Annotated in this window: 20 protein-coding genes; 14 read left to right on the top strand and 6 right to left on the bottom strand. The window is 69.0% G+C overall.

Going from position 1 to position 21,350, the window contains the following annotated elements; genetic code table 11:
- Positions 1-13 precede the first annotated feature (13 nt).
- The gene (locus HWD99_RS02305; RefSeq protein ID WP_241794619.1) at positions 14-1,222 is read right to left on the bottom strand and encodes a class I SAM-dependent methyltransferase; all 1,209 of its coding nucleotides are present in this window, start codon (positions 1,220-1,222) and stop codon (positions 14-16) included.
- A gap of 157 nt (positions 1,223-1,379) precedes the next feature.
- On the opposite strand from HWD99_RS02305, the gene groES reads away from it, so the two are divergent.
- The 3 genes from groES (at position 1,380) to HWD99_RS02320 (ending at position 4,222) form a co-directional block, all read left to right on the top strand.
- Entirely contained in the window at positions 1,380-1,676 is a 297-nt protein-coding gene (gene groES / locus HWD99_RS02310) for a co-chaperone GroES (RefSeq protein WP_017203655.1), read from the top strand.
- Positions 1,677-1,868: 192 nt separating this feature from the next.
- A complete protein-coding gene (gene rarD / locus HWD99_RS02315) occupies positions 1,869-2,801 on the top strand; it encodes an EamA family transporter RarD (RefSeq protein WP_241794797.1) in 933 nt (310 codons plus the stop codon).
- A gap of 146 nt (positions 2,802-2,947) precedes the next feature.
- On the top strand, positions 2,948-4,222 hold the full coding sequence (locus HWD99_RS02320) for an ABC transporter substrate-binding protein (RefSeq protein WP_241794620.1): 1,275 nt from the start codon (positions 2,948-2,950) through the stop codon (positions 4,220-4,222).
- Between the two features lie 153 nt (positions 4,223-4,375).
- Here HWD99_RS02320 and HWD99_RS02325 read toward each other — a convergent pair whose 3' ends face one another.
- Genes HWD99_RS02325 through HWD99_RS02340 form a run of 4 tightly spaced genes read right to left on the bottom strand, consistent with a single transcriptional unit; the run spans position 4,376 to position 8,424 of the window.
- Positions 4,376-5,131, bottom strand: coding sequence for an ABC transporter ATP-binding protein (locus HWD99_RS02325; RefSeq protein ID WP_241794621.1), 756 nt, complete (start codon positions 5,129-5,131; stop codon positions 4,376-4,378).
- Positions 5,128-6,081: an ABC transporter ATP-binding protein gene (locus HWD99_RS02330; RefSeq protein WP_241794798.1), complete on the bottom strand. Its 954-nt coding sequence runs from the start codon at positions 6,079-6,081 to the stop codon at positions 5,128-5,130. The genes HWD99_RS02325 and HWD99_RS02330 overlap by 4 nt, the downstream gene beginning before the upstream one ends.
- 46 nt (positions 6,082-6,127) lie before the next feature.
- Entirely contained in the window at positions 6,128-7,105 is a 978-nt protein-coding gene (locus HWD99_RS02335) for a branched-chain amino acid ABC transporter permease (RefSeq protein ID WP_194764592.1), read from the bottom strand.
- A 2-nt stretch (positions 7,106-7,107) separates the two neighbouring features.
- Complete coding sequence (locus HWD99_RS02340; protein ID WP_241794622.1) at positions 7,108-8,424, bottom strand: branched-chain amino acid ABC transporter permease; 1,317 nt, start codon at positions 8,422-8,424, stop codon at positions 7,108-7,110.
- Positions 8,425-8,723: 299 nt separating this feature from the next.
- On the opposite strand from HWD99_RS02340, the gene guaB reads away from it, so the two are divergent.
- The 10 genes from guaB (at position 8,724) to HWD99_RS02390 (ending at position 19,052) form a co-directional block, all read left to right on the top strand.
- A complete protein-coding gene (guaB, locus tag HWD99_RS02345) occupies positions 8,724-10,226 on the top strand; it encodes an IMP dehydrogenase (RefSeq protein WP_241794623.1) in 1,503 nt (500 codons plus the stop codon).
- 96 nt (positions 10,227-10,322) lie between these two features.
- The gene (locus tag HWD99_RS02350) at positions 10,323-10,637 is read left to right on the top strand and encodes a DUF2277 domain-containing protein (RefSeq protein ID WP_241794624.1); all 315 of its coding nucleotides are present in this window, start codon (positions 10,323-10,325) and stop codon (positions 10,635-10,637) included.
- 147 nt (positions 10,638-10,784) lie between these two features.
- The gene (locus tag HWD99_RS02355) at positions 10,785-11,828 is read left to right on the top strand and encodes a response regulator (RefSeq protein WP_241794625.1); all 1,044 of its coding nucleotides are present in this window, start codon (positions 10,785-10,787) and stop codon (positions 11,826-11,828) included.
- Complete coding sequence (locus HWD99_RS02360; protein ID WP_241794626.1) at positions 11,828-12,817, top strand: ATP-grasp domain-containing protein; 990 nt, start codon at positions 11,828-11,830, stop codon at positions 12,815-12,817. Before HWD99_RS02355 ends, HWD99_RS02360 begins: the two co-directional genes overlap by 1 nt.
- Entirely contained in the window at positions 12,814-13,527 is a 714-nt protein-coding gene (locus HWD99_RS02365; RefSeq protein WP_241794627.1) for a PHP domain-containing protein, read from the top strand. The genes HWD99_RS02360 and HWD99_RS02365 overlap by 4 nt, the downstream gene beginning before the upstream one ends.
- Complete coding sequence (locus HWD99_RS02370) at positions 13,527-15,014, top strand: glycosyltransferase (protein ID WP_241794628.1); 1,488 nt, start codon at positions 13,527-13,529, stop codon at positions 15,012-15,014. The genes HWD99_RS02365 and HWD99_RS02370 overlap by 1 nt, the downstream gene beginning before the upstream one ends.
- Positions 15,011-15,154 (top strand): hypothetical protein, encoded by a 144-nt coding sequence (locus HWD99_RS02375; protein WP_241794629.1) that lies wholly within the window; start codon positions 15,011-15,013, stop codon positions 15,152-15,154. The genes HWD99_RS02370 and HWD99_RS02375 overlap by 4 nt, the downstream gene beginning before the upstream one ends.
- Positions 15,151-15,498: a response regulator gene (locus HWD99_RS02380; RefSeq protein ID WP_241794630.1), complete on the top strand. Its 348-nt coding sequence runs from the start codon at positions 15,151-15,153 to the stop codon at positions 15,496-15,498. Before HWD99_RS02375 ends, HWD99_RS02380 begins: the two co-directional genes overlap by 4 nt.
- Positions 15,495-17,276: a cell wall metabolism sensor histidine kinase WalK gene (locus tag HWD99_RS02385; RefSeq protein WP_241794631.1), complete on the top strand. Its 1,782-nt coding sequence runs from the start codon at positions 15,495-15,497 to the stop codon at positions 17,274-17,276. Before HWD99_RS02380 ends, HWD99_RS02385 begins: the two co-directional genes overlap by 4 nt.
- An 87-nt stretch (positions 17,277-17,363) precedes the next feature.
- Positions 17,364-19,052 (top strand): ABC-F family ATP-binding cassette domain-containing protein, encoded by a 1,689-nt coding sequence (locus tag HWD99_RS02390; RefSeq protein ID WP_241794632.1) that lies wholly within the window; start codon positions 17,364-17,366, stop codon positions 19,050-19,052.
- Between the two features lie 22 nt (positions 19,053-19,074).
- Here HWD99_RS02390 and HWD99_RS02395 read toward each other — a convergent pair whose 3' ends face one another.
- A complete protein-coding gene (locus tag HWD99_RS02395; RefSeq protein WP_241794633.1) occupies positions 19,075-20,157 on the bottom strand; it encodes an FAD-dependent oxidoreductase in 1,083 nt (360 codons plus the stop codon).
- Positions 20,158-20,233: 76 nt separating this feature from the next.
- Here HWD99_RS02395 and HWD99_RS02400 point away from each other — a divergent pair, with 76 nt between their 5' ends.
- On the top strand, positions 20,234-21,349 hold the full coding sequence (locus tag HWD99_RS02400) for a GuaB3 family IMP dehydrogenase-related protein (protein ID WP_241794799.1): 1,116 nt from the start codon (positions 20,234-20,236) through the stop codon (positions 21,347-21,349).
- Position 21,350 lies beyond the last annotated feature (1 nt).

The following is a 21,350-nucleotide window of genomic DNA, read 5'->3' on the forward strand; positions in this document are numbered from 1 at the left end:
CCGCGGGCTGGCTCTAGGCGGCCGGCGGAACGCGGTCGGCGAGGATCGCGCGACGCTGGGAGCCGACGCGCGTGAGGATCAGGGTCGCGGACGCGTCTCCGCGCAGACTGAGCTTCTTCCGGAACGCTGCGGGATCGATGTCCATGCCGCGCTTCTTGATCTCGAGCGTGCCGATGCCGTGGGCCTTCAGCGCCGTGTTGATCGCCTTCGGGTTGGCCGCGACCACCTCGCGCACGCGGAAGGACTGCACGAACGGGCTCGTGAGAGCGGCATCCGAGGTGAGGTAGGCGATCCTCTCGTCGAGCATCCCGGCATCGAGGCTCCTGGCCACATCGCCGATCAGGCGGGCGCGGATCACCGCGCCGTCCGGTTCGTGCAGGAAGGCGCCGAGCCCGCGTACCGGTGCATCCTCGGCGTCGGCCCCGGCGGTGAGCTCATGGGACTCGTCGCCGCGGATCACGAGCGCCGAGCGGCGCACGCCCTCGCGGGCCAGGATGCCCGTCCACACCACGAGCTCGACCACGCTGCCGTCCGCGCTCACCCACTGCGTCTCGGCGGCCGCGGGAAGGGCGTCGCGATCGTGCCCCGGACCGAGCTTGATCCCCGTCGGGATGCGTGAGGCGACCTCGAACGCCCAGTCCAGCGGCGGAGAGTACTCGTCGGACGAGACCCGCTGCGTGTCACCGTGGCCCTGGGTGCGCCGAGCGGGATCCATCCAGATCGCCCGCGTGCCGTCCGCCGTGTCGGGAACGTTCTCCTGGGCGATGCCGTGGCGCACGGTGGCGCTGTCGCCGAACGGCGCGAGGTTGTATGCGGCGATCGCGGACGTGACCTCGTCGGCGTCGACCGCGACGACGTCGAGGCCCGCTCCGGCGAAGGCGAGCGCGTCGCCGCCGATGCCGCAGCCGAGGTCGGCGACCTGGCTCACCCCCGCTCGCCGCAGCCGCTGCGCGTGCCGGGCTGCCACGCCGAGCCTGGTCGCCTGTTCCAGCCCGGCGCGGGTGAACAGCATCCGCGCGGCGAAGGGGCCGAACTTCGACTCCGCTTTCGCGCGCAGATGCGCCTGCCCGACCACCGCCGACACGAGATCGGGCGAGTGACCCGCGGCGCGCAGGCGGGAGACGGCGCGAGCGACGTCGGCGACCTGGGCGATCGGGCCCAGGGTGTCGAGCAGCTCGAGGCCTTCAGGGGTGAGCAGGGCTCTCAGCTCGGACATCTCCACGTCCTCAGCTTAGGCGGCGGCTCCGGTCGGCTCGGTGTCGGGGGCTGGCACTCGCATTGCATGAGTGCCAGCGCACCGCATAGACTGCTGTTAGCACTCTCGGGTTGAGAGTGCGAACAAGTCTTTCGTGTCAGCGTCAAGAAAGAAGAGGTAGACCGTGTCGGTTTCCATCAAGCCGCTCGAGGACCGCATCGTCATCAAGCAGGTCGAGGCCGAGCAGACCACCGCGAGTGGCCTGGTCATCCCCGACACCGCCAAGGAGAAGCCCCAGGAGGGCGAGGTCGTGGCCGTCGGCCCCGGTCGCATCGATGACAACGGCAACCGTGTTCCGCTCGACGTCGCCGTCGGCGACCGCGTGCTCTACAGCAAGTACGGCGGAACCGAAGTGAAGTTCGGCGCAGACGAGTTCCTCGTCCTGTCGGCCCGCGACGTTCTCGCGGTCGTCGTTCGCTGACCAGCGAACGAGCCGGTTCCTGAGCCCCTCGAGGGCCGGGGACGCCTGTTCCTCGAAGAGGGCCCGGATGCACCACGCATCCGGGCCCTCTTCGCATTCCGCCACGCGGCGCGCGATTCCTGCCATTCCCGGGCCCGGCGGGTCCGCGCGTGCGAGGGCCGTCGACGGCGGGCATAGTGTGGTGCGGTGAGCCTGACGACCCCCGCGATCCGTTCCACCCAGAGCGCGGGAGTCGCGTACGCCGGCGGCGCCTATCTGCTGTGGGGCGTGCTGCCTCTGTACTTCCTGCTGCTCGCTCCGACCGGGCCGTGGGAGGTTGTCGCCTGGCGCGTGCTCCTCTCCTTCGTGTTCTGCGGCATCCTGCTCACGGTCACGCGCGGCTGGAAGGCGCTGGGCGTGATCATCCGGCAGCCGAAGCTTCTGGGCTGGACGGCTCTGGCCGGCGTGCTCATCTACGTCAACTGGCAGGTCTTCCTCATCGGCACGCTCACCGGCCATGTGGTCGAGACGAGCCTCGGGTACTTCATCAACCCCATCGCGACGGTGCTGCTGGGTGTCTTCGTGCTCAAGGAGCGCATCCGCCGGCTCCAGTGGGCGGCGATCGGCATCGCGACGGTGGCCGTGGTCGTGATCGTCGTGTTCTACAGCTCGTTCCCGTGGATCGCGCTCTCGCTCACCGCATCCTTCGGCGTCTACGGACTCATCAAGAAGAAGATCGGCCCCGCCGTCGACGCGATCAGCGGCCTCACGCTCGAGTCGTTCTGGCTGATCCCCATCGCCGTGGTGCAGCTGATCCTCGTGGCGGCCACCCCCGCCGGCATCACGATGGGACAGTACGGTCCCTGGCACGCGGCGCTGCTCGCCTTCGCGGGCGTCGCGACGGCGGTGCCCCTGCTGCTGTTCGCCGCGGGCACGAGACGCATCAACCTGACGGTGATCGGCATGATCCAGTTCGTGACCCCCGTGATGCAGTTCATCATCGGCGCGGCGGTGCTGGGGGAGCCCATGCCGCTGGAGCGCTGGCTGGGCTTCATCATCGTGTGGATCGCGATCGCGGTGTTCGTCATCGACCTGCTGCTGGCCGGTCGTCGAGGCCGGCGAGAGGCGCGGCCCGAGCTGGTCTGAGCCCGAGGCGCGGTGCCCCTGACACTCGGTGCCGGATCGTTAACGCACCGAAACATCGGCGACCCCCAATCGACCAATTCCGGTCCTAGGGTTAGAGCACCCGAGCGTGGTCCGCAAATCCACGTTCAGATACGCAAGGGAGCATCATGAACTCACTGAAGGGCTCGCGCAAGGCGAGGGTCTTCGCCGGGATCGCGCTGGCCAGCGCGGCCGCCATCGTCATCGCGGGCTGCAGCAGCACGCCGACCGAGGAGCCTTCGGACGGGGGTGGATCGTCGTCCTCCGAGGACCTGACCCTCAAGCTCGGTTCGCTGCTGCCGCAGACGGGCTCGCTGTCGTTCCTGGGTCCGCCCATGGAATCGGGTGTCGGCCTCGCCGTCTCCGAGGTCAACGAGGCAGCAGCCGGCATCACCATCGACCTCACCGCCGAGGACGAGGGCGACACCGACACCAAGGCCTATGAGACCTCCATCACCAAGCTCGAGGGCGCGGATGTGTCCGCGATCGTCGGCGCCGCGGCATCGGGTGTGTCGCGACTGATCCTCGACGGCAACGTGAGTGCGGGAATCCTGCAGATCTCGGCGTCGAACACCGGTCCGGACTTCACGGACTGGGACGACAACGGACTGTACTTCCGCACCGCTCCCAGCGACCTGCTGCAGGGCGAGGTCCTCGGCAACCTGATCGCCGAGGACGGCGCCAAGACCCTCGGTGTGATCTACCAGAACGACGCCTATGGCACCGGTCTGTTCGAGAACATCAAGTCCACGTTCGAGGGCGCCGGCGGAGAGGTCGTCGCAGACGCCTCCTACAACGTCGGTGACGGCCAGTTCGACGCGCAGGTCGCGACGATCACGGCCGCGAACCCCGATGCCGTCGCGATCGTGTCGTTCGACCAGTTCAAGACCATCGCTCCGCTGCTGTCGAACGCCGGCGTCTCACCGGAGAAGTGGTACCTGGTCGACGGAAACCTGTCGGACTACGGCTCCTCGCCCGACACGAACTTCCCGTTCTCGCTCGAGGGCGCGCAGGGCACCAAGCCCGGGCCGGCGCTCGAGGATGACTTCACCGACCGTCTCCAGACATTCTGGACCGGTGAGGGCAACCCCGAGGTCAACGACTTCACCTACGCGGCGGAGGCGTACGACGCCGTCGTGCTCGTGGCTCTCGCATCGCTCGCAGCCGGTTCCACCGAGGGTGCGGACATCGCGGCGAAGATGCAGGAGGTCTCGGGAGGCACCGGAGACGGTGAGAAGTGCACCAGCTTCGCCGACTGCGCGAAGATCATCAACGACGGCGGAACGGCTGACTACGACGGCTACTCCGGCGAGATCACGTTCGACGAGAACGGCGACCCGCAGGGCGCCTCGATCGGCACCTACGTCTACGGCGCGGACAACCTGATCACCCGCACCAACTGATCACCCGATCACAGCGCGAAGGCCCCGGATGCCTCATCCGGGGCCTTCGTCATGCCCGGCGCCCCGCGGTGAGGCGCGAGGGCAGAGGGGGAGAGCCGTGACGGCACGAGAGAGGGGCGGATGCCGATGCATCCGCCCCTCTCGATGAACGCCTCAGGCGGCGTCGGTGCCCAGAGTGCCGAGGTAGAGCCCGATCACCTTCGGGTCGTTCAGCAGGTCGCGCCCTGTGCCCTCGTAGGCGTCCTTGCCCTGGTCCAGCACGTAGCCGCGGTCGCAGATCTGCAGGCAGCGCCGGGCGTTCTGCTCGACCATGATGGTGGTCACTCCGGCCTTGTTGATGTCGGAGACGCGGATGAACGCATCGTCCTGACGCACCGGGCTGAGACCGGCGGAGGGCTCGTCGAGAAGCAGCACCGACGGGTCCATCATCAGCGCCCGCGACATCGCGACCATCTGCCGCTCGCCGCCCGACAGCGAGCCCGCGCGCTGCTTGAGGCGCTTGCCCAGCTCGGCGAAGATCCCGGTGACGAACTCGAGCCGCTCCGCGTAGATCTTGGGGTTCTGGTACAGCCCCATCTGCAGGTTCTCCTCGATCGAGAGCGAGGGGAAGACGTTGTTCGTCTGCGGCACGAACGCGACGCCGCGCTTGACGAGCTTGTCGGCCTTGAGGCCGACGATGCTCTCGCCGTTGAGCGTGATCTCGCCGTCGCGCACATTCACCAGTCCGAACATGGCCTTCAGCAGCGTCGACTTGCCTGCGCCGTTGGGTCCGATGATGCCGATCAACTCGCCCTTGCGGGCGATGAGGTTGGCGCCGTTGAGGATGTTGACTCCCGGCAGGTAGCCGGCGTGCACGCCCTTCATCTCGACGACGATGTGATCGTTCTTCACAGAAGCGTCCTCGGTCATGCGCGTCCCTCCTCGGTGTCTTCGGCGGCGAGCTCGGCCTCGGCCTCTGCTTCGATCTGCTCGCGCAGCCGGACGGCCGCGGTGTCGGCGAGAACCGGGATGCGTCCGGTCACCGCTCCGAGGTCGACATCCTGATGCGCGCCGAGGTAGGCGTCGATCACCGCAGGATCCTCCATGACCTGGTCGGGAGGGCCTTCGGCCACGACGCGTCCCTCGGCCATGACGACGACCCAGTCCGCGATGTGCCGGACCATGTGCATGTCGTGCTCGACGAACAGCACCGTCATGCCCAGCTCCTTCAGGTCGAGGATGTGGTCGAGCAGAGATTGGGTGAGGGCCGGGTTCACGCCGGCCATCGGCTCGTCGAGCATGACGAGGGTCGGATCGCTCATGAGCGCACGCGCCATCTCGAGCAGCTTGCGCTGTCCGCCGGAGAGCGCGGCCGCGAAGTCCTTCTCCTTGGCGTCGAGCTTGAACCGCGCCAGCAGCTCACGGGCCTTCACCTCGATCTCCTGATCCTGCTTCCGCCAGAGGAAGGGGAACAGGCTCGACCAGAAGCCCTCGCCGCGCTGGTTCGGGGCGCCGAGCTTCATGTTCTCGAGCACGGTGAGCAGCGACAGCGACTTCGTCAGCTGGAACGTGCGCACCTGCCCCATGCGGGCGACCTTGAAGGAGGGGACGCCCGAGAGGTTGGTGCCGTCGAACGCCCAGGTGCCGCTGTTGGGCTTGTCGAACCCGCAGAGCAGGTTGAACAGCGTCGTCTTGCCGGCGCCGTTGGGGCCGATCAGCGCGGTGATCGCGCCGCGCGGGATCTCGAGGTGATCGACGTCGACGGCGGTCAGGCCGCCGAAGCGCCGCTGCACCGCGTCGACCACGAGGATCGGATCGACCTTACCCACGCCGGGGGCGGCGGGACCCGTGGTGAGTCCGGTGGTCTTCGGACGGCGGATGCTTCCGGTCGCGGGCGCCTGCTCGGCGCCGGCGTCGGGGGTCAGTTCATTTGACAAAGGTCATCTCCCTCTTGTCTCCGAGGATCCCCTGGGGGCGGAAGATCACGAGCAGCATCAGGGCCACACCGACGAAGACGAACACGAGCGTGGACGCCTGGCTGTCGGACATCGGGAGGATCCCCGACTTCGCGAGTGCGGGCAGCAGGTTCGCCAGGAAGGCGAAGACCACCCAGAACAGCACCGCGCCGAGCGTGGGGCCGAACACGGTCGCCGCTCCACCGAGCAGCAGGATCGTCCACAGGAAGAACGTGAGCGACGTCGTGTAGCTGCCGGGGACCACGGCCGAGGGGAGGACGAAGATGATGCCGCCCGCCGCGCCGATGATCCCGCCGACGACGAGGGCCTGCAGCTTGTAGGCGAACACGTTCTTGCCGAGCGAGCGCACGGCGTCCTCGTCTTCACGGATGCCCTTGAGCACGCGGCCCCAGGGACTGCGCATCAGCGACCACACCAGCAGGATCGCGATCGCGAGCACGATCAGGCCGAACACGCGGTTCCACAGGTCGTTCGCGGTGAAGGTCCACGGGCCGAAGCCGTAGGTGCCCTCGGGGAAGGGGTTCGCGTCGCGGAACCCTCCGTTGAACTGCGCGAGGCCGTCTGCGGAGTTGGTGTACTCGTCGAACACCTGCGTCGTGAACAGCAGGCGCACGATCTCACCGGCGGCGATCGTCGCGATGGCGAGGTAGTCGGCCCGCAGACGCAGGGTCGGGATGCCGAGGATGATCGCGAACACGGCCCCGCCGATCAGGCCGATGAGCATGCCGATCCACCAGGGGAGTCCGAAGGTGAGCACGGAGATCGCGTAGCCGTAGCCGCCGATCGCCATGAACGCGGCCATGCCGAAGTTGAGCAGGCCCGCGTAGCCGAAGTGCACCGCGAGGCCGGTCGCCGCGAGCGCGTAGGCGATCGTGACGGGGCTGAGCAGGTAGACCGCGGTGTTGGAGAAGATGCTTCCGAAGTCCATCGTCAGCCCAACCTTTCCTTGCGTCCGAGCAGACCCTGCGGCCTCACCAGGAGGATCACGATGAGGATGACAAGCGCGCTCGCGTACTTGAGGTCAGAGGGGATCCACAGCGTCGAGATCTCGACCGCGATCCCGACGATGAGCGAGCCGACGAGTGCGCCGAACGCGGTGCCGAGTCCGCCGAGCGTGATCGCGGCGAAGATCAGGAGCAGCATCTGCACGCCCATGTCCCACTTCACGCCGGGACGGAAGTACGCCCAGAGGATTCCGGAGATGGCGGCCAGCGAGCCTGCCAGGATCCACACGATGCGGATGACCCTGTCGACGTCGATGCCGGACGCCGCGGCGAGCTGCGGGTTGTCGGAGATCGCCCTGGTCGCCTTGCCGATGCGGGTGCGGGTCAGGAACCAGGCCACGCCGACGATGACGACGATGCTGACGCCCATGCCGATCATGTCGATGTACGACAGGGAGACGGGGCCGAACTGGATCGGCGTGGGGCTCGCTCCGGGGAGCTGACGGGTGCCGCCGCCGATGAAGTACTGGAAGACGTAGCGGAGGGCGAGCGAGAGCCCGATGCTCACGATCATCAGCTGCACGATCCCGAGCCCGCGTCGCCGCAGCGGACGCCAGAGGCCCGCATCCATCGCCCAGCCGAGCAGTCCACCGCCGATCACGGCGGCGACGATGCCGAGCCAGAGCGGCAGGTGCCAGAACGACGTCATGACCAGGGCGACCAGACCGCCCCATGTCACCATCTCGGCGTGCGCGAAGTTCGACAGTCGCGTCGTGCCGTAGATGAGTGCCGCACCCATCGACGCGAGTGCGAGCAGGAGGCCGAAGTTGAGGCCGCCGACCAGGCGCGACACGAGCTGGTCGACGAACGAGACGGTGGTCCGCTCGCCCTCGCCCAGGAAGAGGTTCATGATCTTGGTGCCGGTGAGCCCGAACTCGACCTCGAACGACGCCGTGGTGCCGGAGATCGGCTGCGTCCCCTCGGGGAGCTGCGCCGCATCGACGATCACGCCGTCAGGGAGGGTGTCCTCGTCGACGGTGAGCGTGTACGTCTCCTTCTCGGGCACGTACAGGCGCCACTTGCCCTCGGCGTCGGTCTCGGTCTCGCCCTCGAAGCCGTTGCCCTCGATCGTCATGACGACGCCTTCGACCGGATCGTCATCGAACGTGATGACACCGGCGAAGTAGAAGTCGGTGATCTCCTGCCCGTCATCCGTCTCTTCGGCGGATGCCGATGCGGGAGGCTGCAGCCAGAGGAAAGCGATGGCGAGCAGCGACGCCAGCAGGATCGTGACCCACCGCATTCCGCTTCGTTTCGCCGAGATCGTCGGACGCACAGAACCTCCAGCCCAGTACACAGGCCATGACGGAGTTGTGCATCGGCCCTGATGTACGACGGTATGAGCGTAATGTGTCGGCTCTGTTTCGACCAAGGCACGATCTGCTCACGGTGAGAACGATCCCATCACGAAGTTGCCCGGTCGCCTCGCGCCCGCGGGGGAACCCGCGCGCGGACGACGACGCGCGCGGGAATTTCCGCGCGGCCTCGGCGCTTAGAATTGGTACACCCTCGCCCCACATCGCGCCCGCAGGAGGACTATCCATGGACCAGCACGACCCCTTCGGCTTCGTCGGACTCACTTACGACGATGTGCTGCTCCTCCCGGGGCACACCGACGTCATCCCGAGCGAGGCAGACACCTCTTCGCGGATCACTCGCCGGATCTCGGTCGCCACACCGCTGCTCTCCAGCGCCATGGACACCGTCACCGAGTCGCGCATGGCGATCGCCATGGCTCGTGAGGGCGGCATCGGGATCCTGCACCGCAACCTGTCGATCGCCGACCAGGCCGCGCACGTCGACCGCGTCAAGCGCAGCGAGTCGGGCATGATCACCGACCCGATCACCACGACTCCCGACGCCACCGTCGAAGAGGTCGACGCGCTGTGCGCGAAGTACCGCATCTCGGGCCTCCCGGTCGTCGACCCCGACGGTCGCCTCGTCGGCATCATCACGAACCGCGACATGCGCTTCGTCTCGGGCTTCGAGCGCCAGACCACCTTCGTCAAGGACGTCATGACCTCGGAGGGACTCGTCACCGCGCCCGTCGGCGTCGCCGCCGGCGAGGTCATCGCCCTGTTCGCCAAGCACCGTGTCGAGAAGCTGCCCCTGATCGACGACGACGGCACGCTCGCCGGTCTCATCACGATCAAGGACTTCGACAAGAGCGAGAAGTACCCGCTCGCCACCAAGGACGACCAGGGTCGTCTGCGCGTGGGCGCCGCCATCGGATTCTTCGGCGATGCGTGGGAGCGCGCCGAGGCACTTCGCGATGCGGGTGTCGATGTGCTCGTCGTGGACACCGCGAACGGCCAGTCCCAGGGCGTCATCGACCTCGTCAAGCGGATCAAGGCCGACGAGAGCTTCGCGCACGTCGACGTGATCGGCGGCAACGTCGCGACCCGCGAGGGCGCGCAGGCGCTCGTCGACGCGGGCGTCGACGCCGTCAAGGTCGGCGTCGGTCCGGGATCCATCTGCACCACCCGCGTCGTCGCCGGCGTCGGCGTGCCGCAGGTGACCGCTGTCTACGAGGCGTCGCTCGCGGCGGCTCCGGCCGGCATCCCCGTGATCGCCGACGGAGGCCTGCAGTACTCGGGCGACATCGCGAAGGCGCTCGTCGCCGGCGCCGACGCCGTCATGCTCGGCTCGCTGCTCGCCGGCACCGACGAGTCGCCGGGCGAGATCGTCTTCCAGTCCGGCAAGCAGTTCAAGCAGTACCGGGGCATGGGCTCGCTGGGCGCCATGCAGACCCGCGGCAAGCAGACCTCCTACTCGAAGGACCGCTACTTCCAGGCCGACGTTCCGAGCGATGACAAGCTGATCCCCGAGGGCATCGAAGGACAGGTGCCGTACCGCGGACCCGTCTCGGCCGTGGCCTACCAGCTCGTGGGCGGCCTGCGTCAGTCGATGTTCTACGTCGGCGCTCGCACGATCGAAGAGCTCAAGCAGCGTGGCCGGTTCGTGCGCATCACCTCGGCCGGACTCAAGGAGTCGCACCCGCACGACGTGCAGATCGTCGTCGAGGCGCCGAACTACAAGCGCTGAGGCGTCACGACGGAGGGGCCGGATGCCTGAGCATCCGGCCCCTCCGTCGTTCTCCGCGCCCTTCCGCATGCCGAGAGCCGGGCGTACCGTGCGGGTATGTGTCGAAACATCGTGCCGCTGAACAACCTCGCGCCCGCCGCCACGGACGCGGAATGTCACGACGCCGCCCTGCAGTTCGTGCGCAAGATCTCCGGATCCACCTCGCCGTCCCGCGCGAACCAGGCGGTGTTCGATCGCGCGGTCGAGGAGATCGCCCGCGCGACGAGGGCGCTCGTCGATGACCTGACCACCTCGGCTCCGCGCAAGGACCGCGATGCCGAGGCGACCAAGCGGCGCGCGCGCTCGGCCGAGCGGTACGAGGCGATCCGCGTGTTCCAGGAGCAGAAGAGGGCCGCTCGCTCGGCCCCCTGACGTCGCGGCCCTCGCGCGGGCCGACGCGGCACGGGTATGCCAGTATTTAGGGAACCGCTCGACTTCCCTCGAGCCTCGGCGCGAAGGGCGCGGAGAGCTGCATGCCGGACCGCCGGCAGGGGGATTTCCCCATGGAGAGCTGAAGATATGACACAGGATGCTCCGCGCGTCCTCGTCGTCGACGACGACCCGGACGTGGCCCTGCTCGTGAAGACCGTGCTCGAGAGGCGCGCCGGCTGCGAGGTGGTGCTCGCCGAAGACGGTCTCGCCGCCACCCGGACGCTCTCCGAGTTCACTCCCGACGTCGTGGTGACCGACATCGAGATGCCCGGGCTCAGCGGGCTCGAGCTGCTGGCCGAGCTGAGACGCAGCGACCCGCTCGTCCCCGTCATCGTGATGACCGCTCACGTCTCGGTCGACTACGCGGTGTCGGCGCTGCGTGCACAGGCCGACGAGTTCCTGACGAAGCCCCTCGACAATGCAGGTCTCGTCGAGGCCGTGACGCGTCTTGCCGCCGAAGGACGGGCGCGTCGCGAGGCGAACAGGCCGAAGGAGGTCGTGCTCGCCGTCGGCGCTCACCCCGACGACGTCGAGATCGGCATCGGAGGGCTGCTCGCGGCGCACGCGGAAGCGGGGGACTCGATCACGATCCTCACGCTCTCGCGCGGGGGCCGCGGGGGAGTTGCGGACGATCGTCAGCACGAGTCGCTGGCCGCCGCCGAGCTGCTCGGAGCCCGCCTCTTCGTCAAGGATCTCGTCGACACGGAGATCTCCGGCGGAGGCTCGACCGTGCGGCTCATCGAGGAGGTCGTGCAGGAGATCCAGCCGACGATCGTCTACACGCACTCCGCGCACGATCGGCATCAGGATCACCGCGCGGTCGGCGAGGCGACCATCGTCGCGACCCGTCGTGTGGGCACAGTGGCGTGCTATCAGAGCCCGTCGGCGACGATCGACTTCCGCCCGACCCGCTTCGTGCGCATCGACGATTTCCTCGATCGCAAGCTGAGACTGCTCGAATGCTTCGGGTCGCAGACGGCGACCCGCGACTACCTCGAGCCCGAGTTCGTGACCGCCACCGCGCGCTACTGGTCGCGTTTCGGTGGCGGCGCGGCCGTCGAGCCGCTCGAAGTGGTGCGCGAGACCGCCGACTTCCTCGGCGCACATGAACTGACTCGGCGGGAGAGCTGATGGTCGCACGCGTACTGGTCACCGGAGCCGGGGGTCCCGCCGGCGTCGCGGTGATCCGCTCCCTGCTTCGCCGCTCAGACCTCGAGATCTTCGCCGCCGACATGGACGGCTGGGCGAGCGGCATCTACCTGGTGCCGCCGACGCATCGACGTCTGGTGCCGCCGGGGCGGGCCGACGACTTCGTCCCCGCGATCGCGCGCATGGTCGAGGAGGATGCTCTCGATCTGGTGATCTCGACCGTCGACGTCGAGCTCATCGCACTCGCCGGTCGACGCGAGGAGCTCGCTCCGGCCGTGCTCGCCGCTCCGTCACAGGACACACTCTCGGTCGCGCTCGACAAGCTGCTGCTCTCCGAGCGCTGCGAGTCGACCGGACGCACTCCGCGCACCGTGCTCGCCGGACCCGACGCGCAGGCCGTGGACTGGGACTTCCCGGTGTTCGCCAAGCCCCGCCAGGGAGCGGGCAGCCGTGGCGTGAGGATGGTGCCGGATCGCACCGCCCTCGACGCCCTGCCGATCGACGAGGGACTCATCGTGCAGGACTACCTGCCGGGCGAGGAGTACTCGGTGGACGTGATCGCGGATGCCTCCGGCGCCGTGGTCGCCGCCGTGCCCCGCACGCGCGCCCGGGTCGACTCCGGTGTCGCGATCGCCGGTCGCACAGTGCACGACGCCGAGCTCGAGGACACCGCTGCGGCGATCGCCCAGGCGATCGGACTGCTCGGCGTCGCGAACGTGCAGCTGCGTCGGGATCGCGACGGTCGCGCGGTGCTGCTCGAGGTGAACCCGCGGTTCCCCGGAGCCCTTCCGCTCACCATCGCCGCGGGGGTCGACATCCCCGCGCTCGTCGCCGACCTCTTCCTGGGGCGCGCCATCCCGCAGAGCATCCCGTTCCGCGAGGTGGCCTCGGTGCGCTTCCTCGAAGACGTGATCGTCGAGATCGACGAGGTGCTCGTGTCCGAGCACGCGGGGCACCAGGAGGAGCTGTGAACGATGCCGTGCTGCAGGGCGATCACCACGTTCACTCGACCTTCTCGGACGATGCCGTGTCGACCCTCGCCGAGAACGTGGCCGCAGCCGCGGCGGTCGGTCTGACCACGCTCCGTCTCGTCGACCACGTGCGTCGCTCGACGACCTGGGTGCCCGACTACCTCACGGCGGTGCGGGAGCTGCGGGTCCCCGACGGACTCACCGTCCTGACGGGTGTCGAGGCGAAGATCCTCGACGCCTCTGGCGCGCTCGACATCCCCGACCTCCCGACCGGGATCGACCGGATCCTGATCGCCGACCACCAGTTCCCGGGGATCGACGGGCCGCTGGGGCCCACCGCGGTGCGCGAGCGCATCGCGCGCGGCTGGGCTGCCGACGATGCGCTCGACCAGCTGGTCTCCGGACTCATCGCGGCGATGCGGCGCCACCCCGGCAATCAGCTCGCACACTGCTTCTCGATCCTCCCGAAGATCGGTCTGTCCGAGGACGACCTCGGCACCGAACGGGTCCAGGCGTGGGCGCGGACCGCGGCCGAGACGGACACGCTCGTCGAGGTGAACGAGAAGTGGGGATGCCCCGGAGCACCGCTCCTGGACGCCCTGCACGCCGCGGGCGCCGAGATCGTCGCCTCCACCGACAGCCACGTCGCCACCGAAGTCGGGCGCTATGCCCGCGTCGCCGAACTCCTCTCGCAGCGGAAAGCGCGCTGATGCCCGAACTCGACTGGATCGAGACGCTCGTCGTCGTCATCCTGCTCCTGTGCGTGCTCGTCGGCACGTTGCCGGTGATCAACACGGGCCTGCAGTTCCTCTCCCTGCCCCTGCACGCGTTCCGCAATCACTACGGCAAGGCGGCGCCGTATCACCCGCGTATCGCCGTGCTCATCCCGGCCTGGAACGAAGGACTCGTGCTCGGTCAGGCGATCGAGCGACTGACGCAGCTCGAATACCCCGCCGACCGCCTGCGGATCTTCGTGATCGACGACGCCTCCACCGACGACACCCCCGAGGTGGTGGCGGCGAAGGCGGCGGCCTACCCCGGTCGGGTCGTGCACCTGCGCCGAGACCGGGGCGGTCAGGGGAAGGCCCACACGCTCAACCACGGTCTCGAGGCGGTGCTCGCGGACGAGTGGACGGAGGCAGTCCTCATCATGGACGCCGACGTGATCTTCGCCCGCGACTCGCTGCGCAAGATGAGCCGGCATCTCGCGGATCCCGACGTCGGTGCCGTCACGGCGTACATCGCCGAGGGAAGCCGCGACCGCAACTACCTCACCCGGTTCATCGCCATCGAGTACGTGATCGGCCAGCTCTCCGCCCGCCGTGTGCAGAACGTGGGAGGGGCGATCGCCTGTCTGGCCGGCGGGGCCCAGCTGCATTCGCGCGCGAACCTCGAGGCGATCGGGGGACGGATCCCGACCGGCACGCTCGCCGAGGACACGATGACCACGTTCGAGGGTCAGCTGGCCGGGCGGCGGATGGTCTTCGAACCGCACGCCGTGGTCCTGGCCGAGGAGCCGCGCACGATCGACAGCCTGTGGAAGCAGCGTCTGCGGTGGGCGCGAGGCAACGTGCAGCTGACCTCGATCTACCGCAAGCTGTGGTTCCGACCCAGTCGGGTGCACAACCTGGGCAGCTTCACGTTCGGTCTCGCGTGGTTCACGATCCTGCTCCTGCCGGCGTTCATGGTCCTCGCGGCCGCGGGCCTGCTCACCCTGCTGCTCCTGCACAGCGACATCGCCGAGTTCGTGTTCCGCTTCATGTGGATCGCTGCCGCATGCATCTACCTGTTCTCCATGCTCTACGCGGTGCAACTGGACCCCCGCATCGGACGTCAGTCGTGGCGTGAGGCGCTGATGTTCCCCGGTCTCGGCGCCCTGATCCTCATGGCGATCGCCCTCTTCCCCTGGCTGTTCGAGAGCGGTCTGCGGGAGCTGGGCTTCGCGGTGACGGATCAGACACGGTTCGTCTGGGCGGTCATCTTCTACCTGTGGGGGCCGATCTCGATGCTCGGCATCTGGCTGGCGAGAGCCGTGGAGCCGTTGCCAGGCGGGCGCTTCTTCGCCGGGCTGCTCCTCTACGTCTGCGGCTACGGTTCGCTGCTGTGCGCGATCACGGTGGACTCGTACATCAAGGAGTGGCGTCGTGCCGACGCCGCATGGATCAAGACTGAGAAGATCGGACGGGTCGACTCATGACCGATGCGCCTCCACCCTCCCCGGAGCAGGACGAGATCGCGGCCGATGCTCGGCGCGAGAGGCGGCTGATCCCGCAGGCGCTGCTCGCTCTCGCCATCGTCGTCGTGATCGTCGTCGTGCGAGAGCTGCTTCTGCGATGAGTGACCGTCAGACGGCCCTGGTGGTCGAGGACAGCGCCGATCAGCGGGACCTCCTGCGGCGCTACCTCGATCGTGAGGGCTTCGACGTCGTCGCCGCCGTCGATGCGGAGTCGGCGATCGCGGCGTTCGGCGAGACCCGACCCGTCGTGGCCGTGATCGACCTTCTGCTTCCCGGCATCACGGGCGAGGAATGCGTGCGTCTGCTGCGCACCCGGCATCCGGAGTGCTTCGTGATCGTGAGTTCGGTGCTGGATCCCGGGGAATATCCCGACGCCGATGCCGCGCTGCCGAAACCCATAGTGGGGGCCGATCTGCGCAGGATCCTCCGGAGCGTCAGCCGATGACGACCGGCCACACCGTCCAGGTGTCGCTCCAGCGGGGATGGCGTCGCTACTTCGACAACCCGACCCCGCTGATGAAGCAGGGCCCGACGGCGATCGCGGTCGGCATCGCCGCTCTGCTGATCGGCGCGATCCCGGACTTTCCGGTCTCGCACGTCGGGGGAGTGATCGTCGGGATCGGCATGGTCGGGGCGGTCACGGTGCTCGCTGCCGTGCTCTCCGCACGCGGGGTCTACGACGGATGGGTGGTCACGCTCATCCCGGTCATCGACATCCTGGGGATCGGCGTGCTGCGATCGGGCACCGGCGGAGCCGCATCGCTCTTCTCCTCGCTCGTGCTGCTGCCGGTCATCTGGATCGCGGCCGCGCCGGGCTTCCGACAGGTCTTCCTCGTCGGCGCGCTCACCTCGATCGCCCTGCTGATGCCCTACATCGCCGAGCCCCCCGAGAACGCGCTCGCCTGGCTGCGCGGTGTGATCGGACCGCTCGTGTTCGCCACCGTCGGGGCGATCGTCAACGAGCTCTCCCGGTTCCAGCGGCTGCGGATAGCCCAGGCCGAGGCGCACGTGACCGAACGGACCTCCGCACTCGCCGCCAACGAGACGACTCTCCAGAAGCTGCGCGACAGCGAGGCGCAGTATCGCGCCCTGTCGGAATCGTTCTCGAGTCTGTGGAACTCGATCACCGGGCAGGCGGTGATCGCCACCGACAACGACGGCACGATCACGGCCTGGAATCCGGGTGCTGTCCGTCTGCTCGGGATGCCGGTCGCCGACGCCGTGGATCGGGTGCGCGTGGACCGCTTCTTCGACTCCGCCGTGCTGGCGCAGTTCGCGTCGGACGTCGATCAGGCCGCCGATCGACTGCATCCGGGGCTCCGGGCTCTGTTCGACGAGGCGGATGCCGGGGTCTCGGTCGACTCCGACGTCGAGGTGATCACGGTGGGCGGCTCGTCTGTCCCCGCACGAGTGACCGTCTCGCCCTACCAGGACACCGACGGCTCGCGACGGGGGTATCTGCTCGTGATCACCGACGAGACGCGAGCCGTCGAGGTGGCCCGCATGAAGGACGAGTTCGTGGGGATGATCTCGCACGAGCTGCGCACGCCGCTGAGCGCGATCATCGGGTTCCTCGACCTTCTGCAGAACGATCCCGCACAGCCGCTCACCGCGGATCAGCAGGAGTTCGTCGGGATCATCGAGCGCAACGCGCAGCGGCTGCTGAACCTCGTCGGAGACCTCCTGTTCACCGCGCAGGTCGAATCGGGCCGCTTCCCTCTGGAGCGCCGGGACGCCGACGTCGGCGAGCTCGTGCGCAACGCCGTGGCCTCATCGGGGCCCCATGCCCAGCGGGAGGGGATCGAGCTCGTCGCCGAGGTGCCGACCGCCCCCGTGCGCATGTCGATCGACTCGGGCCGCATGGGGCAGGCGGTGGACAACCTGCTGTCCAACGCGATCAAGTTCACGACGGTGGGCGGCCGCGTCACCGCGAGCGTCCGCCAGGTGGACGCCGGAGTCGAGGTGGCCGTGCGCGATACGGGCGTCGGCATCCCCGAGGACGAGCAGGGCATGCTCTTCACACGCTTCTTCCGCGCCTCGACGGCGACGCGCAACGCCGTGCCGGGAGTCGGACTCGGCCTCACCATCACCCGTGCGATCGTGCTGGCTCACGGCGGATCGATGGATGTCACGAGTCGGGAGGGCGTCGGGACCGAGTTCCGGATGATCCTGCCCGTGTCTCCCCGCACCGAAGCCATTCCGATCGTCGGTCGCGCGGGGTGACCGCTCCGAAGTGACCGCGCGGCGCCGGCGCTCTCGTTCCTGATAGCCTGGTCGGCTCGCCATGCGGGCGGAAGGACGGCACGCACGGTGGGATACATAGATGCAGCAGGGGTCTCGCTGACTCTTCCCGACGGCAGACCGCTGCTCGACGAGGTGACGTTCCGCGTCGGATCCGGGTCGACGAGCGCGCTGATCGGGCCGAACGGCGCGGGCAAGACGACGCTGCTCCGCATCATCCGCGGTGATCAGGCACCCGACGCCGGTGTCGTGACGATCGACGGCGGACTCGGCGTCATGGACCAGTTCGTCGGGCACGGTGAGGCCGGGCAGACCGTGCATGAACTGCTGGTCGGCGTCGCGCCGCGTCGCATCCGCGGGGCCGCGGAAGCGCTCGAGGCTGCCGAGAACGCGCTGATCGAGCGAGACGAGCACGACACTCAGATGGCCTACGCGACGGCGATCGCCGAGTATGCGGATGCGGGCGGCTACGAGCATGAGACGGTGTGGGACCAGTGCACGGTCGCGGCGCTCGGCGTGCCCTATGAGCGGGCACGTTTCCGCGATCTCGCCACGCTCTCGGGCGGCGAGCAGAAGCGACTCGCCCTCGAGGCGCTGCTGCGCGGTCCCGACGAGGTGCTGCTCCTCGACGAGCCCGACAACTACCTCGATGTGCCGACCAAGAGATGGCTCGAGGAGCAGCTGCGTCAGACGCCGAAGACCGTGCTGCTCGTGTCGCACGATCGTGAGCTCCTCGCACGGGCCGTCGACCGGCTGATCACGCTCGAACCCGGGGGTGCCGGTGCCTCGGCGTGGGTGCACGGCGGCGGATTCGCGACCTATCACCGGGCGCGCACCGATCGGATGGACCGACTCGACGAGCTTCGACGCCGGTGGGATGAGCAGCACGAGAAGCTGCGCATCCTCGTGGCGACGCTCAAGGTCAAGGCGTCGGCGAACGACGGGTTCGCCTCGCGATATCAGGCGGCGCAGACGCGGCTGCGCAAGTTCGAGGACGCCGGTCCGCCGGAGGAGCGGCCGCCTGCCCAGGAGTTCGACATGCGCCTGCGCGGGGCGCGCACCGGCAAGCGGGCGGTGGTGGCGCGGCGGCTCGAGCTCACGGGGCTGATGAGGCCGTTCGACGCGGAGGTCTGGTACGGCGATCGCGTCGCCGTGCTCGGGTCCAACGGCTCGGGGAAGTCGCACTTCCTGAGGCTGCTCGCGCGCGGCGGCAGCGACCCCGATCCGGCTCTCGGCCACGTCACTTCGACGGGGGAGCAGCTCGCCGACGTCGAGCATGCCGGTCGAGCGGTCCTCGGCGCCCGCGTCGTGCCCGGCCTGTTCGCGCAGACGCACGCGCATCCGGAGTTCATCGGGCGCACGCTGCTCGAGATCCTGCACAGGGGAGACGAGCGACGGGCGGGGATGCCTCGGGATGCCGCGAGCTCGGCCCTCGACCGCTACGGCCTCGTGCGACAGGCGCAGCAGACGTTCGACTCGCTCTCGGGCGGGCAGCAGGCGCGCTTCCAGGTGCTGCTGCTCGAGCTCTCGGGGGCGACACTGCTGCTGCTGGACGAACCCACGGACAACCTCGACATCGAATCCGCCGAGGCTCTCGAAGCGGCGCTCGTGCGTTTCGAGGGCACCGTGCTCGCGGTCACGCACGACCGCTGGTTCGCGCGCTCGTTCGACCGGTTCCTCGTCTTCGGCTCGGAGGGAGACGTCTACGAGGCCGACGAGCCCGTCTGGGACGAGCGCCGGGTCGCGCGAGCGCGCTGAGGCCGTCGCGCGACCGCGTGCCCTAGGGCAGGCGGAACGGCTCGGCCGCGAGAGCGGTCGGGTCGAGCGCGAGGTCGGCGAGGGTGGCGCCGACTCCCGGTGCGAACTTGAATCCGTGCCCCGAGAAGCCCGCGCCCACCACGATCCGTCCCCGCCGATCGAGCACGAAGGCGCTGTCTTCGGTCGACGTGTAGGTGCAGCTGATCGGCACGGCGGATGCCGGGTCGACGCCCGGCAGCCACTCGCGCACGTAGTCCGCGAGCGCGTCGGCGTGCGTGGTGCGGTGCGGTCGGTCATCCGGGTCGACGAGGTCGCCGACGCGGTGGAAGCCGACCTTGACGCCCTCGCCCGGTGTCGGCATCCCGTAGACGGTCGCCGGATAGCGCTCCGGGTCGACGTAGTGGTTGAACGACGGCCAGGTCGATCCGTCCACGGGCAGGAAGTGCGCCGGCGTCTCCTCGGAGACCTCGAGACGGGGGAGCGGGATGCCCGGGAGCATCCTCTCGGTCCAGGCGCCCATCGTCGCGACCACGGTGTCGGCGCGCACCCGACCGTCGGTGAGCACGAGGTCGACGCCGGAGCCGGTCTCCTCGATGCGGCTCACCGGGGTCTGCCACCGCACCTCGCCGCCGGCATCCACGATGCGCCTCTCCAGTTCGCCGAGGGCCGCGGCGGCCCTGGCGACACCGGCGTCACGGGAGAAGAGCACCGCGTCGCGGAACCGCATGCCGGCCCACCGCGACGCCGCGTCGGCGGGTGACAGGATCTCGGCGTGGATGCCCCGCTCGGCGAGACGGCTCTCGATCCTGCCCAGATCGGCATGGCCATGGGTCACCAGACCGTGCAGACGCAGCAGGGGCTCGCCGTCGACCGGCCCCAGCGCATCCCACCCCTGTCGCGCGCGGACGAGCAGATCGAGGTAGTGCTCCTCGTCATAGGCGTTGTTGAAGTTGCGCGTCGCGCCGTGCGAGGCCCCTTCGAGGTGACCCCGGGCGAAGCGCTCGAAGACCACGGGGCGGTGTCCTCGTCTCGTCAGCTCCCACGCGGTCGCGAGTCCCATCACGCCGCCGCCGACGACGGCGACCTCCACGGCATCCACCGACATACTGCCTCCCGATCTCCCTTCCAGTCTCCCAGCCGTCGGCACGCTCGCGCGCGCCCGGTAGTCTGGAGGGGTGACCATGGAGATCGAGCTCGGCCGAGGCAAGCGCGCGCGACGCGCGTACACGTTCGACGACATCGCGGTGGTGCCGTCGCGGCGCACGCGAAACCCCGAGGACGTGTCGACCGCATGGACGATCGACGCCTTCGGCTTCGGCATCCCGGTGCTCGGTGCGCCGATGGACTCCGTCGTGAGCCCGCAGACGGCGATCATGCTGGGCCAGCTCGGCGGACTCGGCGTGCTCGACCTCGAGGGGCTGTGGACCCGGTACGACGACCCCGAGCCGCTGCTCGCCGAGATCGCGGGCCTCGATGAGGGGCAGGCGACCGCGCGCATGCAGCAGCTGTACGCCGAGCCGATCAAGCCCGCGCTCATCACGCAGCGGATCGCCGAGATCCGCGAAGCCGGTGTGACCGTCGCCGGCTCGCTGACCCCGCAGCGCACGCAGGAGTTCTACGACACCGTCGCCGCCGCCGGGGTCGACCTCTTCGTGATCCGCGGCACCACGGTGTCGGCAGAGCACGTCTCGAGCGTCGACGAGCCGCTGAACCTCAAGAAGTTCATCTACGACCTCGACGTCCCCGTGATCGTCGGCGGCGCAGCGACCTACACGGCCGCGCTGCACCTCATGCGCACCGGCGCGGCCGGAGTGCTCGTCGGATTCGGCGGGGGAGCGGCGTCGACCACGCGCGCCACCCTCGGCATCCACGCCCCCATGGCCACGGCCGTCTCCGATGTCGCCGCCGCTCGCCGCGACTACCTCGACGAGTCGGGCGGACGCTACGTGCACGTGATCGCCGACGGTGGCGTCGGCACATCCGGCGACATCGTCAAGGCACTCGCGATGGGCGCCGACGCGGTCATGCTCGGCGTCGCACTCGCCCGCGCCACCGATGCCCCCGGCCGCGGATTCCACTGGGGCCCCGAGGCTCACCACCCCAAGCTGCCGCGCGGCCGGCGCGTCGAGGTGGGCGGCATCGGCACCCTCGAGGAGATCCTCTACGGCCCGGCTCCCGTCGTCGACGGCACGGCCAACCTCATCGGGGCTCTGCGCAAGTCGATGGCCACGACCGGATACTCCGACCTCAAAGAGTTCCAGCGCGTCGAGGTCGTCCTCGCACCGTACGAGGCCTGAG

It is taken from the genome of Microbacterium sp. C5A9 (assembly GCF_022627955.1).
Taxonomy (GTDB): Bacteria; Actinomycetota; Actinomycetes; order Actinomycetales; family Microbacteriaceae; genus Microbacterium.

Bases quoted from the DNA above. Each gene is read 5' to 3' on its own strand.
- HWD99_RS02320 (WP_241794620.1), top strand. From the start codon at position 2,948: ATGAACTCACTGAAGGGCTCGCGCAAGGCGAGGGTCTTCGCCGGGATC.
- HWD99_RS02325 (WP_241794621.1), bottom strand. From the start codon at position 5,131: ATGACCGAGGACGCTTCTGTGAAGAACGATCACATCGTCGTCGAGATG.
- HWD99_RS02335 (WP_194764592.1), bottom strand. From the start codon at position 7,105: ATGGACTTCGGAAGCATCTTCTCCAACACCGCGGTCTACCTGCTCAGC.
- HWD99_RS02340 (WP_241794622.1), bottom strand. From the start codon at position 8,424: ATGCGGTGGGTCACGATCCTGCTGGCGTCGCTGCTCGCCATCGCTTTC.
- guaB (WP_241794623.1), top strand. From the start codon at position 8,724: ATGGACCAGCACGACCCCTTCGGCTTCGTCGGACTCACTTACGACGAT.
- HWD99_RS02350 (WP_241794624.1), top strand. From the start codon at position 10,323: ATGTGTCGAAACATCGTGCCGCTGAACAACCTCGCGCCCGCCGCCACG.
- HWD99_RS02355 (WP_241794625.1), top strand. From the start codon at position 10,785: ATGACACAGGATGCTCCGCGCGTCCTCGTCGTCGACGACGACCCGGAC.
- HWD99_RS02360 (WP_241794626.1), top strand. From the start codon at position 11,828: ATGGTCGCACGCGTACTGGTCACCGGAGCCGGGGGTCCCGCCGGCGTC.
- HWD99_RS02370 (WP_241794628.1), top strand. From the start codon at position 13,527: ATGCCCGAACTCGACTGGATCGAGACGCTCGTCGTCGTCATCCTGCTC.
- HWD99_RS02375 (WP_241794629.1), top strand. From the start codon at position 15,011: ATGACCGATGCGCCTCCACCCTCCCCGGAGCAGGACGAGATCGCGGCC.
- HWD99_RS02380 (WP_241794630.1), top strand. From the start codon at position 15,151: ATGAGTGACCGTCAGACGGCCCTGGTGGTCGAGGACAGCGCCGATCAG.
- HWD99_RS02385 (WP_241794631.1), top strand. From the start codon at position 15,495: ATGACGACCGGCCACACCGTCCAGGTGTCGCTCCAGCGGGGATGGCGT.
- HWD99_RS02395 (WP_241794633.1), bottom strand. From the start codon at position 20,157: ATGTCGGTGGATGCCGTGGAGGTCGCCGTCGTCGGCGGCGGCGTGATG.
- HWD99_RS02400 (WP_241794799.1), top strand. From the start codon at position 20,234: ATGGAGATCGAGCTCGGCCGAGGCAAGCGCGCGCGACGCGCGTACACG.